At 52.3% G+C, this 16365-nt stretch carries 13 protein-coding genes and 1 rRNA gene; 7 read left to right on the top strand and 7 right to left on the bottom strand.

Features of this window, described 5'->3' with window-relative positions:
* Positions 1 to 95: 95 nt before the first annotated feature.
* Positions 96 to 211, top strand: a 5S ribosomal RNA gene (rrf, locus tag SPM24T3_RS10280).
* A gap of 152 nt (positions 212 to 363) precedes the next feature.
* On the opposite strand, the gene SPM24T3_RS10285 is transcribed toward rrf, so the two are convergent.
* The 6 genes from SPM24T3_RS10285 to SPM24T3_RS10310 form a co-directional block, all read right to left on the bottom strand.
* Complete coding sequence (locus SPM24T3_RS10285; protein WP_009636688.1) at positions 364 to 2022, bottom strand: cation acetate symporter; 1659 nt, start codon at positions 2020 to 2022, stop codon at positions 364 to 366.
* Positions 2019 to 2330 carry a DUF485 domain-containing protein gene (locus SPM24T3_RS10290; protein ID WP_009636689.1) on the bottom strand — a complete coding sequence of 104 codons (312 nt, stop codon included), beginning with the start codon at positions 2328 to 2330 and terminating at the stop codon, positions 2019 to 2021. The genes SPM24T3_RS10285 and SPM24T3_RS10290 overlap by 4 nt, the downstream gene beginning before the upstream one ends.
* Positions 2331 to 2384: 54 nt before the next feature.
* Positions 2385 to 4346, bottom strand: coding sequence for an acetate--CoA ligase (gene acs / locus SPM24T3_RS10295; protein ID WP_009636690.1), 1962 nt, complete (start codon positions 4344 to 4346; stop codon positions 2385 to 2387).
* Positions 4347 to 4461: 115 nt separating this feature from the next.
* On the bottom strand, positions 4462 to 5499 hold the full coding sequence (locus tag SPM24T3_RS10300; RefSeq protein WP_037378202.1) for a S66 peptidase family protein: 1038 nt from the start codon (positions 5497 to 5499) through the stop codon (positions 4462 to 4464).
* A gap of 104 nt (positions 5500 to 5603) precedes the next feature.
* Positions 5604 to 7076, bottom strand: coding sequence for a HAMP domain-containing sensor histidine kinase (locus SPM24T3_RS10305; protein ID WP_009636692.1), 1473 nt, complete (start codon positions 7074 to 7076; stop codon positions 5604 to 5606).
* Positions 7077 to 7080: 4 nt separating this feature from the next.
* A complete protein-coding gene (locus SPM24T3_RS10310) occupies positions 7081 to 7803 on the bottom strand; it encodes a response regulator transcription factor (RefSeq protein ID WP_009636693.1) in 723 nt (240 codons plus the stop codon).
* A 162-nt stretch (positions 7804 to 7965) separates the two neighbouring features.
* On the opposite strand from SPM24T3_RS10310, the gene SPM24T3_RS10315 reads away from it, so the two are divergent.
* The 3 genes from SPM24T3_RS10315 to SPM24T3_RS10325 are packed head-to-tail and all read left to right on the top strand — an operon-like array spanning position 7966 to position 9709.
* Positions 7966 to 8607 (top strand): cytochrome b/b6 domain-containing protein, encoded by a 642-nt coding sequence (locus tag SPM24T3_RS10315; protein ID WP_009636694.1) that lies wholly within the window; start codon positions 7966 to 7968, stop codon positions 8605 to 8607.
* A gap of 10 nt (positions 8608 to 8617) precedes the next feature.
* A complete protein-coding gene (locus SPM24T3_RS10320; RefSeq protein ID WP_009636695.1) occupies positions 8618 to 9409 on the top strand; it encodes a molybdopterin-dependent oxidoreductase in 792 nt (263 codons plus the stop codon).
* 60 nt (positions 9410 to 9469) lie between these two features.
* The gene (locus SPM24T3_RS10325) at positions 9470 to 9709 is read left to right on the top strand and encodes a pentapeptide MXKDX repeat protein (RefSeq protein WP_009636696.1); all 240 of its coding nucleotides are present in this window, start codon (positions 9470 to 9472) and stop codon (positions 9707 to 9709) included.
* A 56-nt stretch (positions 9710 to 9765) separates the two neighbouring features.
* Here the strand turns inward: SPM24T3_RS10325 and SPM24T3_RS10330 are convergent, their stop codons facing one another.
* A complete protein-coding gene (locus SPM24T3_RS10330; protein ID WP_009636697.1) occupies positions 9766 to 10452 on the bottom strand; it encodes a 4'-phosphopantetheinyl transferase in 687 nt (228 codons plus the stop codon).
* 177 nt (positions 10453 to 10629) lie between these two features.
* On the opposite strand from SPM24T3_RS10330, the gene fes reads away from it, so the two are divergent.
* The 3 genes from fes (at position 10630) to SPM24T3_RS10345 (ending at position 16298) form a co-directional block, all read left to right on the top strand.
* Positions 10630 to 11997, top strand: a complete 1368-nt coding sequence (gene fes, locus SPM24T3_RS10335; RefSeq protein WP_009636698.1) for an enterochelin esterase — start codon at positions 10630 to 10632, stop codon at positions 11995 to 11997.
* Complete coding sequence (locus SPM24T3_RS10340; protein WP_009636699.1) at positions 11984 to 12193, top strand: MbtH family protein; 210 nt, start codon at positions 11984 to 11986, stop codon at positions 12191 to 12193. Before fes ends, SPM24T3_RS10340 begins: the two co-directional genes overlap by 14 nt.
* Positions 12194 to 12359: 166 nt before the next feature.
* Positions 12360 to 16298: an enterobactin synthase subunit F gene (locus SPM24T3_RS10345; protein ID WP_050956157.1), complete on the top strand. Its 3939-nt coding sequence runs from the start codon at positions 12360 to 12362 to the stop codon at positions 16296 to 16298.
* The last annotated feature ends 67 nt before the right edge of the window (positions 16299 to 16365 follow it).

Below are 16365 nucleotides of genomic sequence, written 5' to 3' on the forward strand. Positions count from 1 at the left end.
TAGAGCGCACCCTTGGTAAGGGTGAGGTCCCCAGTTCGACTCTGGGTATCAGCACCAGAAACAAAGCGTAGAGTTCGGTAAATTAACAGAATTTGCCTGGCGGCAGTAGCGCGGTGGTCCCACCTGACCCCATGCCGAACTCAGAAGTGAAACGCCGTAGCGCCGATGGTAGTGTGGGGTCTCCCCATGCGAGAGTAGGGAACTGCCAGGCATCAAATAAACAGAGAAACCTCAGTCGAAAGACTGGGGTTTTTTTGTTCTACCTCATTGATAAGTTTGAGTGATTTTCGATCAGTCAATGCTTAATAAAAAGGCCTCAATCTAACGATTGGGGCCTTTTTTGTTTCTTTTATCGGCAATAAATTAATGTTTACTGCTTTGTGAAATCCCAATACCGGTTTGAGAGCGTACAAATTGGGGCCAGAAAAGCTTTCTTTCTGCTGCGCCAGAAGGGGATTTATCAGTAATTGAGAAGAACCAGATACCCACAAAAGCCACGATCATTGAGAACAATGCAGGATACTCATACGGGTAAATCGGCTTGGCGTGACCCAAAATTTGCACCCAGATGGTCGGGCCGAGGATCATCAAGACGATCGCTGTAATTAGCCCTAACCACCCACCAATCATCGCACCGCGCGTAGTCAATTTAGACCAGTACATAGATAGCAGAATAATAGGGAAGTTACAGCTGGCAGCGATTGAGAATGCCAGACCAACCATGAAGGCAATATTCTGTTTCTCAAACAAAATGCCTAGAGCGATTGCTACAAAGCCCAGCACCACGACCGTCGATTTCGATACGCGAAGCTCGGCTAACTCTGTGGCTTTGCCGTCTTTTATCACGCTGGAATAGAGGTCATGCGAAACAGCAGACGCGCCCGCCAACGTTAACCCCGCAACGACTGCCAGAATGGTCGCGAAGGCAACTGCCGAGATAAAGCCAAGGAAGAAACTGCCACCTACCGCGTTGGCAAGATGAACGGCAGCCATGTTATTTCCACCTAGCAGTGCGCCGCTGGCGTCTTTGAAGGCCGGATTAGAACTGACCAACACGATGGCACCGAAGCCGATAATAAAGGTCAGAATATAAAAGTAACCAATAAAACCAGTGGCATAGAACACGCTTTTGCGCGCTTCTTTGGCATCGTTAACCGTGAAGAAGCGCATCAAAATGTGTGGCAAACCTGCTGTACCAAACATCAGTGCCAGCCCCAACGACAGTGCCGATATCGGGTCTGATACCAACCCTCCGGGGCTCATAATAGCAAGCCCTTTGGGATGCACGGCCACGGCCTGAGTAAACAGTGTATTGAAGTTGAAACCCACGGATTTCATCACCATTATCGCCATAAAGGTGGCACCCGCCAGCAGTAGGACTGCCTTGATGATTTGCACCCAAGTGGTCGCCAGCATGCCGCCAAAAAGAACGTAAAGCACCATCAGAATACCGACCAGCACGACTGCCACCAGATAGTTCAGCCCGAATAGCAACTGAATAAGCTTGCCCGCACCTACCATCTGCGCAATCAGGTACAAGGCGACGACAACCAATGAGCCGCAGGCTGATAGAGTGCGAATTGGTTTTTGTTTTAGACGATAGGAAGCCACATCGGCAAAGGTATATTTACCCAGGTTACGCAATCGCTCGGCGATCAGAAACAGAATAATCGGCCAGCCAATCAGAAAGCCGATCGAGTAAATCAGCCCGTCGTAGCCCGAGGTATAAACCAGTGCCGAGATCCCCAGGAACGAAGCGGCAGACATAAAGTCTCCCGCAATGGCCAAACCGTTTTGTAGCCCGGTAATCTGCCCACCTGCCGTGTAGTAATCCGTACGCGAGCGAGTGCGTTTTGATGCCCAATAGGTGATATAGAGTGTCGCGCCAACGAACAATACAAACATGATAATAGCTTCGATATTAAGCGGTTGCCGTTGCACAGCTCCGGCAATACCCTCGGCGGCCCAGGCACTGGAACTCAGCGCCAGAAGAGCCAGAACCCCCAGACGACGGGCGTTCATGGCTTCACCTCACGGATAATATCAGCGGTCAAACGGTCAAATTCACCGTTAGCGCGGAAAACATAAACACCTGTCAGCACAAAAGATATAACGATTAAGCCGACACCAACAGGGATGCCTCGCGTAATGGTTGCGCCAGCATAGAGAGGCGTGCCAAGCCATTGAGGCTCAAAGGCTATCAGGAAGATAAAAGCGACGTATAGCACCAAAGTGATGATAGAAAGCAGCCAGGCGAACCGGCTGCGTTTATGTACCAACTCTTTAAAGCGCGGATTACTTTCAACCTTTTGATAAATGAGATCATTCATCTACACGACTCCTATGAGGCATTGATTGAGTTCACCGCGCTCAGGCGGTGAAAATTATGACGACGTTTTCATTGATTGTTTTTCTTCCAACAATTTATCGACCACGCCCGGATCGGCAAGGGTTGAGGTATCTCCAAAGTTTGAGGTATCGCCCGCGGCGATCTTGCGCAGAATACGGCGCATGATTTTACCGGAGCGGGTTTTAGGCAATGAATCTGTCCAGTGAAGGATATCCGGCGTCGCGATTGGCCCTATTTCCTTGCGTACCCAGTTACGCACTTCGGTATAGAGTTCTGGCGACGGTTCTTCACCATGATTCAAGGTTACGTAGGCGTAAATAGCCTGACCTTTGATGCTGTGCGGATAACCAACCACTGCGGCTTCGGCAATTTTTGGATGCGAAACCAACGCCGATTCGATTTCGGCAGTACCCAGGCGGTGACCAGAAATATTCAGAACGTCATCCACGCGTCCGGTGATCCAGTAATAACCGTCTTCGTCACGGCGCGCGCCGTCACCGCTGAAATACATGTTTTTGAAGGTCGAGAAATAGGTCTGCTCAAAGCGTTCGTGGTCGCCAAACAGCGTACGTGCCTGACCCGGCCAGGAATCGGTAATTACCAGATTACCCTCGGTCGCCCCTTCCTGCGGATTGCCTTCATTATCGACCAGCGCAGGCTGTACGCCGAAGAATGGCAATGTTGCCGAGCCGGCCTTAAGTTCAGTAGCGCCCGGCAGCGGGGTTATCATGAAACCGCCGGTCTCGGTTTGCCACCAGGTATCTACAATCGGGCAATCACTATTGCCGATCGTTTTGTAGTACCACTCCCAGGCTTCCGGATTAATCGGTTCGCCGACTGAACCCAGAATACGCAACGAGCTGCGGGTAGTGCCTTCAATCGCTTTATCACCTTCGGCCATCAGAGCGCGGATTGCGGTCGGCGCGGTATAAAGGATGTTAACTTTATGCTTGTCTACAACCTGCGACATGCGGTTGGTTTGCGGATAGTTTGGTACCCCTTCGAACATCAGTGTAATCGCACCCACGGCCAACGGCCCGTAGAGCAAATAGCTGTGGCCTGTCACCCAGCCAACGTCGGCGGTACACCAGTAGACATCGCCAGGATGGTAATCGAAGGTGTATTTAAAGGTCAGCGCGGCATAAACCAGATAGCCGCCAGTAGTGTGCAGCACGCCCTTAGGCTTGCCGGTTGAACCCGAGGTATAAAGAATGAACAGCGGATCTTCGGCTTTAATTTCTGTCGGCGGGCATTCGGCGGAAGCGTTAGCGATGACTTCGTGCCACCAAACATCGCGACCCTCTTTCCATTCGCCTTTCTTGCCGGTGCGTTGGTAAACGATGACATTGGTAATGCTAACGACTGCGGGGTTTTTCAGCGCATCGTCAACGTTTTGTTTAAGCGGAATGGTGCGACCGGCACGCAGGCCTTCATCAGCGGTGATCACCAGTTTGGCGTTGGAATCGATGATACGGCCAGATACGGCTTCTGGGGAGAATCCGGCAAAAATTACCGAATGTACCGCCCCGATACGCGCGCAGGCCAGCATTGCCACGGCGGCCTCAGGCACCATTGGCATATAGATGGCCACCACGTCACCTTTTTGCACGCCGTGATCTTTCAATACGTTGGCAAATTTGCAGACGTCTTCGTGCAGCTGTTTGTAGGTGACGAATCTGTTTTCTGCATTCGGATCGTCGCCTTCCCAAATGATCGCCACCTGATCACCACGATCGGCCAAATGACGATCCAGGCAGTTTGCTGCCAGATTCAGCGTGCCATCCTCAAACCAGCGGATATCAATATTGCCGGGTGCAAAGGAAGTATTTTTAACTTTAGTGAACGGTTTGATCCAGTCGAGCACCTTGGCCTGCTCACCCCAGAACGTCTCAGGATCCTCAACAGACTGTTGATAATATTGCTGATATTTCTCAGGTGTGATTAAGGCTCGCTCTGCAATTGAAGCAGGAATCGGATGCTTTTGAGATTGGCTCATTATTGTTCTCCTTATGAATATGTTAATACTATGTCAATCAAAGGTTAATTGTAGTTTGCTGACCAGCTTTGTTTGGCTTTTGGGTGGCAGATCACGCAATGTCTCGGCAAGACAATCAGTTGTCATTGCTGTTTATAAATTGAGCGGTTAATTCAACACTTTTTCGCTCAAAATCGATTCTGATTTGGCTGCCTAAAGGCAACGTTAACATTGGATGGGTGTGACAACAGTCAAAGCCATCGACGATTGGCAGAGACTGTCCGTTAAGAACTTCTTGAAGAACATCGAAAGGACGGCGACCCGTACCTTTATCATCAAATCCTTCGTGTTTACCCAGCAAGACGGCAGCGACGCGATCAAACACGCCATTAAGTTTAAGCATGTTGAATGAACGTTCGATGGTGGCGATATCCTTGAGGCTGTCTTCAATCAGCAAAATATCGCCGCGCCTGATTTCAGGCATGTACGGGCTGCCCCAAATGCCGGATAAAGTATTCAGATTGCCACCAATCACTCTTCCCGATACCGAGCCCGAGCCAATATACCGGCAGTCATTTTCATAAAGTTTTTTCGGACGTTCGGGGGACGTGGTATCCCAGTTAAGCTTTTCATCGCTCCAGACTGGCGGTAAAGGATAGGTGTAAGGCAGAGCAGGAGGCGTTATCAGCAAATCAGAGAAAGATTGCCAGGTCGTGTCGACCAGGGGAGGAAACTCGCCGAAAGAGGCAACCAACGCCGGGCCGTAGAAAGTGATTAACCCTGTTTTGGCATAAATACCCAACAGCAAAGCGGTGCTGTCTGAATAACCGATGATAATTTTTGGATCGGCTTTAATCGCCTCATAGTCAATATAAGGCAGCAGCGCATTGCTGTTCATACCACCAATGGTTGACATCACGCAGCGAACTTTGGGGTCGCGCAGTAGCTGATTAAGCTCTTCGGCGCGTTCCTGAATGCTTCCCGAACGATAGAAATCGGATTTTTGCGTCAGACTTCCGGCCTGAAGTTTGAACCCTTTTGCCTGCAAAAACTGTTTGGCACGAGCAAAACGATTGGGTGCGGTAACGGTGACAGGCGATGATGCCGAGAAAAAACCAATGGTTTGTCCTGGCACAAGTGACTGAGGTAACAGCATTTGGAAGGCAGTATCCATAGGGTTCACTCCTTGTGACTGGGGAACCTTACCATCGCTTATTCGTTAAATTTCCTCAATAAAAATAGTGTGGCGCAATGAAACTTGCTCATTCAACGCCATCCTTAAATGGGTACAGAGAACTCGAAACAGGCACCTTTGCCAGGGCGATCAATTAATGTGATGTCGCTGCCGTGCAGTTCGAGTATGCGTTTTACAATCATCAGGCCCAGCCCTCCCGCGCGTTTGCGGCCAGTGCTTAAAATTGACGGGCGAATAAAAAGATCGTTCTTGAGTTCGGCGGCAATCCCCGGACCGCTATCGTTTAGCTGCACCATAACTTTTTCCTGCTGTGGCCACAGGCGTATTTCAATCGTGCCGTGGTCGGGAGTAAATCTGATCGCGTTATCAAGCAGATTAGTCATCACCCGCTCGATCATTGCCAAATCAGCATTGACCAGAGGAATACCCTGCGTCATATCGGCCTGTAACGTTAAATGGCGCGTTTCGGCGGTGAGTTCAAATTTTTGATAGACGTCCTGCACCAGCTCAGACATTGAAAACGGCTCTTTCTGCGGTTTCACCACGCCGTACTCGAGGCGCGCCAGTTCGAACAACTCCTGAGCCAATCGTCCAACCTTTTTACTCTGCACCAGAGCGATGTTCAGATAGCGATGACGATCTTCATCGCTGAGCTGGTCAGATTTCACCGACAGAGTTTCGAGATAGCCGTGCAGCGAAGTCAAAGGGGTACGTAAATCATGGGAGATGTTGGCGATAAATTCACGCCGCTGCTGGTCCTGGCGAGTCAGTCTCTGCCACTGTTCGTCGATGCGTTTTGCCATGTTGATAAACGTCTGCTGGAGCTGGAATACCTCGTCACGTTGCGCATTGGCGGCAGGAACCGTTTGTGACAAAGCTTGTACCGCCTCCATGCCGCCACTGTCGAGATTTCTGATTTGCGCAGTCAGGCGACGGATAGGGCGCGTGACCCAGCGGAATGCAAATCCCCCGGCCACCAGGCCAAATAAAATCACCAGCCCCATGGAGCGCACAGCCATCATGATTGCCGATTGAAGCTGGGCATCGCGGTCCAGCGCACTATATTGATCGCCCAGCAAAACGATGTAGATATAACCCTGCAACTGTCCGTGATCGAGTAAAGGCGCGGCGCTAAATACCTGATGTGAAGTTTGATCGGCATGGCGAGGGTTATCGCCATAGACCGGCATTTTTGCTCCCTTGAGCAATGCCTGTACCGGTTGCAGATTCACCTGCGACAATTTTACCGCGCCTGCCGGGGCGGCATCGCCAATAATTTTTCCTTGTTTATCTAGAAGATAAACTTCAACGCTGGGATTCACCGCCATCAGTTGATCAAAAAGGGTATGAACAGAAGCTGTGTTCAGTCCATTTTGGCCGAGCAAAGGGTTGCTGTCGGCAATGTGTTTGGCCATATCTTGCGATAGCCGCTGGATAACCGCCTGACTGTACTGACTGCTCGAACGAACCTGTAAAATACCCGAAATCGTGCAGCAGGCGACTAGCAAGAGGGTAAAGACTAGCGTCAGTCGCTGTGAAAGTGTCATATTTTTCATTGCATTACCCCTGAGATTCATCAGTGGATAGTATAAATTTGTAGCCTTTCCCCCACACAGTCAAAATCCTGTCAGGTTCTGCCGGATTAGTCTCGATCTTGATGCGTAACCTATTGATATGAGTATTAACCGTGTGCTCATAGCCTTCATGTTGATACCCCCAAACCTGATTAAGCAAACTAAGGCGCGAGAAGACTTTTCCCGGATTTTTAGCGAAGAAATACAGTAAATCGAATTCACGGGGCGTTAGCTCAATATTCTGCTGGTTGAGTAATACTTCACGGGCAATAGGATCGATAACCAGCCCGCCCGAGCTGAGCGTCCCGGCATCCATTTGCAGATTTCTGCCCATCGCATCTTGTCGCCTGAACAGCGCTTTTACCCGGGCAACCAACTCCAGCATTGAAAAAGGCTTCGCCAGATAGTCATCAGCTCCCAGCTCTAGGCCCAGAACGCGGTGGATCTCGCTGGAGCGCGCGCTGATGATGATAATCGGCGTATAGCGCGTCATGTTTCGGGCGCGGCGGCAAATTTCCAGACCATCGACGCCGGGCAACATCAAATCAAGTATCAGGGCATCCCACCCCCCCTTATCAAGGAGCGCGACACCCCGATCACCATCAGCGGCATGGGTAATGACATAGCCTTCATCGCGCAGATGCAGCGTCAGCAGCTCGGCAATATTGCTATCGTCTTCAACAATCAGAATCTTTTTATTCTTATCCATCAGTCGCGCCCTGAACCGGTTAAAGCGTGTTCGATCAGCTTGCAGTCTACACAAGGTCATCATCCGGAGTTATCACATTTTGTTTAACTTTGCGTGATGTCTCGGGGAACAAATCAATTCAATACTGCTTGCATCGAAAGTCGTGGGGCACAGGAGCAGTGGATGACAACTCATATTGAATCACCCGAGCCTTTGAAAACGGCGGGCAGGCCGAAAAAATCGCTTGTCGTTCACACCCTGTGGCTGCGTTTAACTCATTGGATCAATGCGTTGGCGATACTGATTATGGTCACCAGCGGTTGGCAGATTTACAACGCTTCACCGCTGTTTGCTTTTAATTTCTCGGAAAATCTTACTTTGGGCGGATGGCTAGGCGGTGGAATTCAGTGGCATTTTGCCGGAATGTGGCTGTTCGGCATCAACGGGGTGTTTTATCTGCTGATGAACATTGTGACTGGTCGCCTGAAAGCAAAGTTTTTTCCCGTCACTCCTCGGGCAATTCTGGCAGATTTGCTGGCCGCGCTGAAAGGCAAGTTAGCCCATGACGACCTCCGCCATTACAACATGGTGCAGCGAGTTGCCTATCTGTTTGTTATGGCTGACGGAATTGTGCTGGTGCTATCGGGGCTGGTGGTGTGGAAATCAGTACAGTTTCCTCTGCTACGTACGCTAATGGGCGGTTTTGATGCAGCCCGTTATGTGCACTTTTTTGCGATGTCGGCGATGGTAGGTTTTGTCGTTGTGCATTTGATTATGGTGTTGCTGGTTCCGAAAACACTGCTCGCCATGCTGCGTGGACGTTGAGGCTTTCGACATGAAAAAAGACAGCAAAATCATCATTCCTGGAACCGATGCTCAAGATATTTTGCAGCAGGCGCAGGCTCTGATTGCCCGTAGACTTGATTCCTCCTCCCGTCGCCAGTTTTTGCGTCAAGGGCTGACATTGGGTGGCATGGTGATGCTGACCGGTTGCGACATCAGCGATAATCAGAGTGTTGAAAAAGCGCTGGTTTCTATTTCTGGATTCAACGACAGGGTACAGGCATGGCTGTTTGGGGCAAATCGTCTGGCACCGGAATATACAGAATCGATGATCACCCGGCCGTTTCCTTTTAACGCGTTCTATGGTGAAGAGGATGCACCCGAAGTTGACGGACAAGCTTATCGCCTGCAGTTAGCGGGAAAAGTATTGGATAAATCTAGCTGGTCGCTGCCGCAGCTGTATCAGATGGCGCAGGTTAGCCAAATCACGCGGCATATCTGTGTTGAAGGCTGGAGCGCAATCGGTAAGTGGGGAGGCATCCCTTTTTCACAATTTTTAAAGCTGGTGGGGGCGGATCTCAGCGCCAAATATGTAAGTTTTAAATGTGCTGACGACTATTACACCAGCATCGATATGGCAACCGCGCTGCATCCGCAGACCCTACTGGCGCTGACCTATGATGGGCAAATTTTGCCACGCAAGTATGGTTTTCCAATGAAGCTTAGAATGCCGACCAAGCTCGGTTACAAGAATCCTAAACATATCAAACTGATTGAAATCACCAATGCCTATCCCGGTGGCTATTGGGAAGACCAAGGTTACAACTGGTTTGGTGGAAGTTAATTACAAACGACAACGACCCTGCACACATCGTGCATCTTCTTACAATAACGAGGAATTACCATGAAAAAGTTAATCGCTGTAATGATCTCTTCAACGCTGATGCTGGGTATGATGGGCGCACATGCCGAAGATACCATGAAGAAACCGATGGCCAAAAAAGACACCATGGGAATGTCTAAAGACAGCATGTCAAAAACCGACACCAAAATGTCAAAAGACCACATGTCAAAAGACAGCATGGCCAAAGACAAAATGAAGAAAGACGAAATGATGAAGAAAAAATCGGCCATGAGCCAATAAGCTTTCTCCCCCTGCGACTCTGGACCCTTAAAGTTCAGAGTCGTCTTCTGTTCTAATCAAAAGCGAATCAGCGTCACTATTTTGCCGTCAAGATAGTGCCATTGGCCGTTAAAAGTCATGCCGGCTGGAAGTGTGGCCGTCAAAGGTTGCACCAGCTGTAGAGTAAAACGTTGGGTCTGCGGGGAGAGCATGGTGATGTGCGCCGCAGAAAATTCAAAGTATTCTCCTACGTGGCGGAACAGCGCTTTAAACAAACTCTCTTTGGCCGAGAAGATAATCGTCAATGCCTCTTCTACTGAAAGGGTCGCCTGGCGCAGCAGTGCATATTCTTCACGCTGTATCACCCCATCGATTATTTCTTCGGTTTGTTTGGAAGAAAGCACCGATTCAATATCAATTCCTAATCCGCAAAGCCGCCCCGAATCTTTCGCTACCGCCGCCAATGCCAGACTCGCGGTGTGGCTTATCGAACCTATTATTCCCTCCGGCCACAGCGGCTGGCGATGCGACCCCACGGCCAGCAGCCGAGCCTCACAGTTAAGTCCGCGCAAGGCTTCCCGGGCGGCCAACCGGCCCGCGAGATGCTCGGCTTTACGCTGAGGCACGGCGCGAACCAATGTCTGATAATGAGGCAAAATCAGTAAATCCTCAGACTCCAGCGTATTGACATCGTAGTGGGTGACGATAATGCGCTGTGTCACAGTCGGTAATGTCAGGTCGATAAAAGAGAATCTCGTTTTCATGGATACATGGAAAAGTCGGCCCTGTTTGTAGGGTTTTCACTCTATTGCAAATGAAAATAATTATCAATACACTTATTTGCCACCTCGTTGAGGTTATAAACGCTTAAAGAAGTTAACCACTTCAAGGCATAGCCAGCCTTAGTTAATCACTATGTAGCCACAATAAGAGAAAGTGTTTTGAAACCAGATTGTTTAGACACACTGTCCCTCTCAGCGAGCCATACGCTGTTAAACAGTAAGCATGCAGGAAGCAACGGATGGTGGCTTGAAGTCGCCCGTCGGGGTACACCGTGGGTTGAATCTTCAGGCAAAGGGCGGTGCAAGGTCACCTTTTTTTGGCGTGATCCTCACGGCAGCGAGTTCACCTCCGCATATCAACGGGTCTGGATCAACATTAACTGCCTGACCGACCACCATCAGTCTTCGCCGCCGCAAAGTTTGCAGCGCCTGAATGGCACTGATGTCTGGTATTGGCAAATTGAACTTAAATCAGACTGGCGCGGCAGCTACAGTTTTATTCCCAGCGAAGAGAGTCAACCTTTCACTACACAGGCCGACGATGCCTTTGGGCAGATGTTTGCCGTGCGCAGCTGGTGGCGCAGCAATTTCGCCAACGCCAGCCATGATTTACTTAACCCCACCCGCAACTGGACAGGGGCGAAAGGCCATGCTTTGTCCGGCGTCAGTTTGCCAGATGCTCCTGCGCAACCGGCTTGGCGTGACTATGACAGCTATGGCACCTCCAGCGGGCGCTGCGTGCCTGCGCCACCGGCAAAAATCCAGCGTTTTTCCTGGAACAGCGCGCGTTTAGGCAACCAGCGTGACGTGTGGATTTATACCACCGGCGACGGCGTTGAGCTGTCATCCCGTCCGCTGGCTATCTTGCTTGATGGGCAGTTCTGGTCACAAAAAATGCCTCTTTGGGAACCGCTGCTGCAACAAACGGCGCAGGGCAACTTGCCGCAGGCCGTATATGTGTTGATTGAAGTGATTGATAGCCAGCATCGCAGCCAGGAGCTGACCTGTAATCCCGAATTCTGGTTGGCGGTGCAGCAAGAGTTGCTGCCCGAAGTGGCGAAACTGGCACCGCACAGCGATAACGCCGCAAAAACCGTAGTTGCCGGGCAAAGTTTTGGCGGCCTGTCTTCACTGTATGCAGGCCTCAACTGGCCGCAGCGTTTCGGCTGCGTATTGTCGCAGTCGGGATCGTTTTGGTGGCCGCGTCGCGATATGTTGCAGCTGGAAGAGATCCCCGAAGATGCTTGTTGGCTGCCAAAGCAAATAGAAAAAGGATTGGGCCGTGAAAGTGCGCTGCGAATCTTCATGCAGGCCGGTCGCCACGAAAGGCTGATCCACCGGGTTAATGACAGCCTGGCCGCAATGCTCGGTGATTCTCGACATAGCCTGCAATATCAGGTCGTTGAAGGTGGGCACGACGCTTTGTGCTGGCGCGGTGGTTTGCTCGATGGACTGCAGGCTCTGTGGGCCGAGGAATTCACCTCACAATTTTATTTGTTGGCAGGAGCCGATGATGGAAAAGCTTAACCCTTTCGATGACGAACAGCAGCGCAGCCTGATACTGCAAAATGACCAGCAACAATACAGCCTGTGGCCCGATTTCAGCGCGGTGCCGCCGGGGTGGCAACCGATTTTCGGCCCGGCCGAGCGCGCCGATTGTATTGCCTGGCTGGAAAGCCATTGGCGGGACATGCGGCCAACCGCGCAGCGCGCCGCTTCATAATTGCGCCATAGCCGCCGAAGGATACGGCAGAGGCTAATCATCCTCGGCACAGAGTTTATTTTTCAGGAGTATCAGGGTGCAAGACATCACTTCAAAGCTACAAACATCGCAGCCGCAGAGCTTAAAATCGCGGACTTCACAAGATACTTCCTCCCGCCGCGATGCTATGCCGCTGGTGGCCGCACAGCCGAGCATTTGGGTTGCCGATCAGCTTTCTCCCCACGATAACGCCTATGCAGTGGCCCACTATATTGAACTTGTCGGCGAGATTGACCGTGAAATTCTGCTGCAAGCTATCGCTCAGGGACTGTCCGAAGCCGATACTTTGCGTATGCGCTTTGAAGAGCACGACGGAGTGCCGATGCAGTGGTATGACAGCACCACCGCGATCCCGGCGGTGGAGTGTGTCGATCTTTGCGATCGTGCCTCGTTTAATATCTCCGCTCAGCCTGATCGACAAAGTCAGAGTCAGGATCACGCCGCGCTGGCGTTAATGCATGAGGATCTTAATGGCCAGTTACGCGTTGCCGATGGCGGGCCGCTGTTGCGTCATATTCTGATCCGCGTCGCGCAAAACCGCTGGTTTTGGTATCAGCGTTATCATCACGTTATCGTCGATGCCTTCAGCTTTAACGCCATCACACGCCGAATTGCCCACCTTTATACCGCCCTTTGCCAGCAAACCATGCCGGAACCAGCATCTTTCGTGGCGTTTCGCGACGTGGTTGAAGAGTATCAGCGGTACGAACAAGCCGCCGCCTGCCAGCGAGACAAACAGTTCTGGCTGGAGAAGGCGCGCCAGTCGCCGCCAGCGGCCAGCCTTAGTCCGCTTCCGTTAGCGGGGCAGACGCCAACCACGCATATTTTCCGTCTGTCACAGAGCTGCGATCGCCAACAGTTTGCCCAGTTGATTGCGGCCGGAGAGGCGCACAAGTTGACGCCTGCCGATATGGCGCTGGGACTGGTGGCGCTGTGGGTGTCCCGTTTGAGCGGGCAAAGTGCATTTACTGCCGGATTTATCTTTATGCGCCGAATGGGTTCTGTCGCGCTTTGTGCCACGGGTCCGGTGATTAACGTATTGCCGGTGGCCTTTAACGTAGAGCCGCAGCATACGCTGCTAGAAGTGGCGATTGAGGTGGCTCGTGAGCTGAAAAAGGCCCGTCGCCATCAGCGCTACGACGCGGAACAGATCCAGCGCGACGTCGGAGGCGTTGGTGATGCCCAGCCGATGTACGGCACGGTTTTCAACTTCAAGATGTTCGACTTCCGACTTGATTTCAATGGCATAAATGGTGTTACACACGAGTTGTCGTCTGGCCCGGTGCGTGATCTGGAAATCGCCCTGTATATCGATGAGTCCGGGCAACTGACAGTCGATGTGCTGGCGAACGCCGAACGTTATCAGCAGCAGGAGATTGAGGCACATTTACAACGTTTGCCACTCTTGCTTGGTCAGTTTGCCGCGAATCCCGCTTTGCTCTCGGGTGATGCAGAGATGTTGACGGCCGCCGATCGTGAACTGATTACACGGGTGAACGACACCGCTTTCCCGCTGGCCGAGAACACCTTGAATCGGTTATTGCAACAGCAGTCTGAGGCGACGCCGCACGCCCCGGCGCTGGCTGATGAGCAGCACCAATTTAATTATCGTGAAACGCGCCAGCAGGTTGTGGCTCTGGCGCAGCGGTTGATTGAGCAGGGCGTTGCAGCGGGCGATATCGTAGCCGTGGCGCTGCCTCGTTCAGTCTTTCTCTCACTGGCATTGATGGCGATTGTCGAGGTCGGAGCGGCTTATCTGCCGATGGACACCAGTTATCCTGACGATCGCCTGGCGATGATGCTGGAAGACGCCTCTCCACGTCTAATCATCACTGACAACAGCCAGCTGTCACGTTTTGCTCATAAAGGCAACGTGATGATTTACGATAGTTTATTAGACCTGAGATCAGATTTACCTCAGGAATTTAAGGGACCTTCAGAAAATCATCCGGCTTATCTCATCTTTACTTCAGGTTCGACCGGCAGGCCGAAAGGCGTGGTGGTGGGTCATCAGGCGATCGTTAACCGACTGCTGTGGATGCAAAACCAGTATCCGCTGGGCTGCGACGACGTAGTGCTGCAAAAAACGCCGAGCAGTTTTGATGTTTCGGTGTGGGAATTCTTCTGGCCGCTCGTTGTCGGCGCGAAACTATTCATGGCACCTCCTGAGGCGCACCGCGACTCGGAACAGCTCCAGCAGCTGATCGCCGCCCATCAGGTTACTACCTTGCACTTTGTCCCATCAATGCTCGCGGCCTTTGTCAGCACGCTGGAAGAGGCTGAATCGATGAGAAATTGTGCCTCGCTGCGTCAGGTTTTTTGCAGCGGTGAAGCCTTGCCTGCTGAACTTTGCCGCCTGTGGCAGCGCCGTACCGGTGTGGCTTTGCACAACCTTTATGGTCCGACCGAGGCGGCGGTTGATGTGAGCTATCACCCAGCCTGGGGTGAATCTTTAGCCGCAGTGCGCGGCGCGAATGTGCCTATTGGTTTGCCGGTCTGGAATACTGGCCTGCGCATTCTCGACGCACGTCTGCAACCGGTGCCGCCGGGTATTGCCGGAGATTTGTACCTGACCGGTGTACAGTTGGCGCACGGTTATCTGACACGGCCTGACCTCACGGCCAGCCGTTTTGTTGCCGATCCGCTGGGCCAGGGAGGCCGGATGTATCGCACCGGTGACGTGGCGCGTTGGCTGCCGTCCGGTGCGGTGGAATATCTGGGGCGCAGTGACTTTCAGCTGAAGATCCGCGGCCAGCGCATCGAGCTCGCGGATATCGATCACGCGCTGCTTTCGCTGCCGGGCATTGTTCAGGCGGTGACCCACGCTATGGCGCTGGGCAATGGCGGGCAAGAGGCGACCAGTGGCGATGCGCGTCAGCTGGTAGGTTATCTGGTGGCGCAACCCGGTGTCCGTTTGGATACTGCGGCTCTGCGCGGACAGCTCGCCGATCTTCTCCCTCCGCACATGGTGCCGGTGGCGCTGGTCGAGTTGCCAGATTTGCCGCTAAGTGCGAATGGCAAGCTAGACCGTAAAGCCTTACCTCAGCCCGAGGCGCAGCAGCAGACGGCAGGCCGTGAACCCGAAGCGGGGCTTGAAACACTGATTGCTCGCGCGATTGCGGGTTTGCTAAATCGTGAGACTGTGTATGCCGACGACGATTTCTTTGCGCTCGGCGGTCATTCGCTATTGGCGATGCGCCTGGCCGCGCAGCTGCGTCGTGAGCTGGAGCGCCCGGTTAGCGTCGGGCAAATTATGGTGGCATCAAAAGTTGAGCAGCTTGCGGCGCTGCTTGGCGAAAAACAAAGCCAGGCCGAGGTTGATAACTGCGGGTTCGAGGCGGTATTACCGCTACGCAGTGGTCAGGGGCCTGTCCTGTTCTGTCTGCATCCGGCTTCTGGTTTTTCCTGGCAGTTCAGTGTGTTGCCGCGTTACATCGACCAGCAATGGTCAGTGGCCGGTATTCAGTCGCCTCACCCAGACGGGCCGCTGTGCTCAAGTCAAAACATGGATCAGGTGTGCGACGCGCATCTGCAAACCGTGTTGAGCGTGCAGCCGCACGGCCCGTATCATTTTATCGGCTACTCCCTGGGCGGGACGCTGGCGCAGGGAATTGCCGCGCGTTTGCAGGCTCGCGGAGAAGAGGTTGCTTTCCTCGGCCTGCTCGATACCTATCCACCCGAAACGCAAAACTGGGACGTGATGCTCGACGACAACGTGCTTAAAGAGATCCAGCGCGAGCGGCAGCAATTTATTGCGGTTTCAGAAGAGGCGCTGGACCCCGCCGATAGCGGCGATAAAAGTGGCATGTTTGATAAAATCGAGGCCAACTACGCCGACTCGGTGCGATTGCTGTCGGCGACTCGCACCGCGTATTTTAACGGGCAGGCGACGCTTTTTGTGGCGAAAAGAACCCTGCAGGCCGGCATGGACGTGCAGCAGACTTGGTCACAGTATGTCAACGCGTTGCAGGTTCACGAGCTGGACTGTGCGCACGTCGATATTGTCTCGCCTTCGTCGTTTAAGGTATTAGGGCCACTGCTCAACAGGCTCCTGCGCGCACTGTAAATACCTTTCATCTTTCACGCTGCGGCGAAGTCTGACTCGCTGTAGCGTGAAATCTATTGGGGGTAAG

It is taken from the genome of Serratia sp. M24T3 (assembly GCF_000257645.1).
Classification (GTDB): domain Bacteria; phylum Pseudomonadota; class Gammaproteobacteria; order Enterobacterales; family Enterobacteriaceae; genus Rouxiella.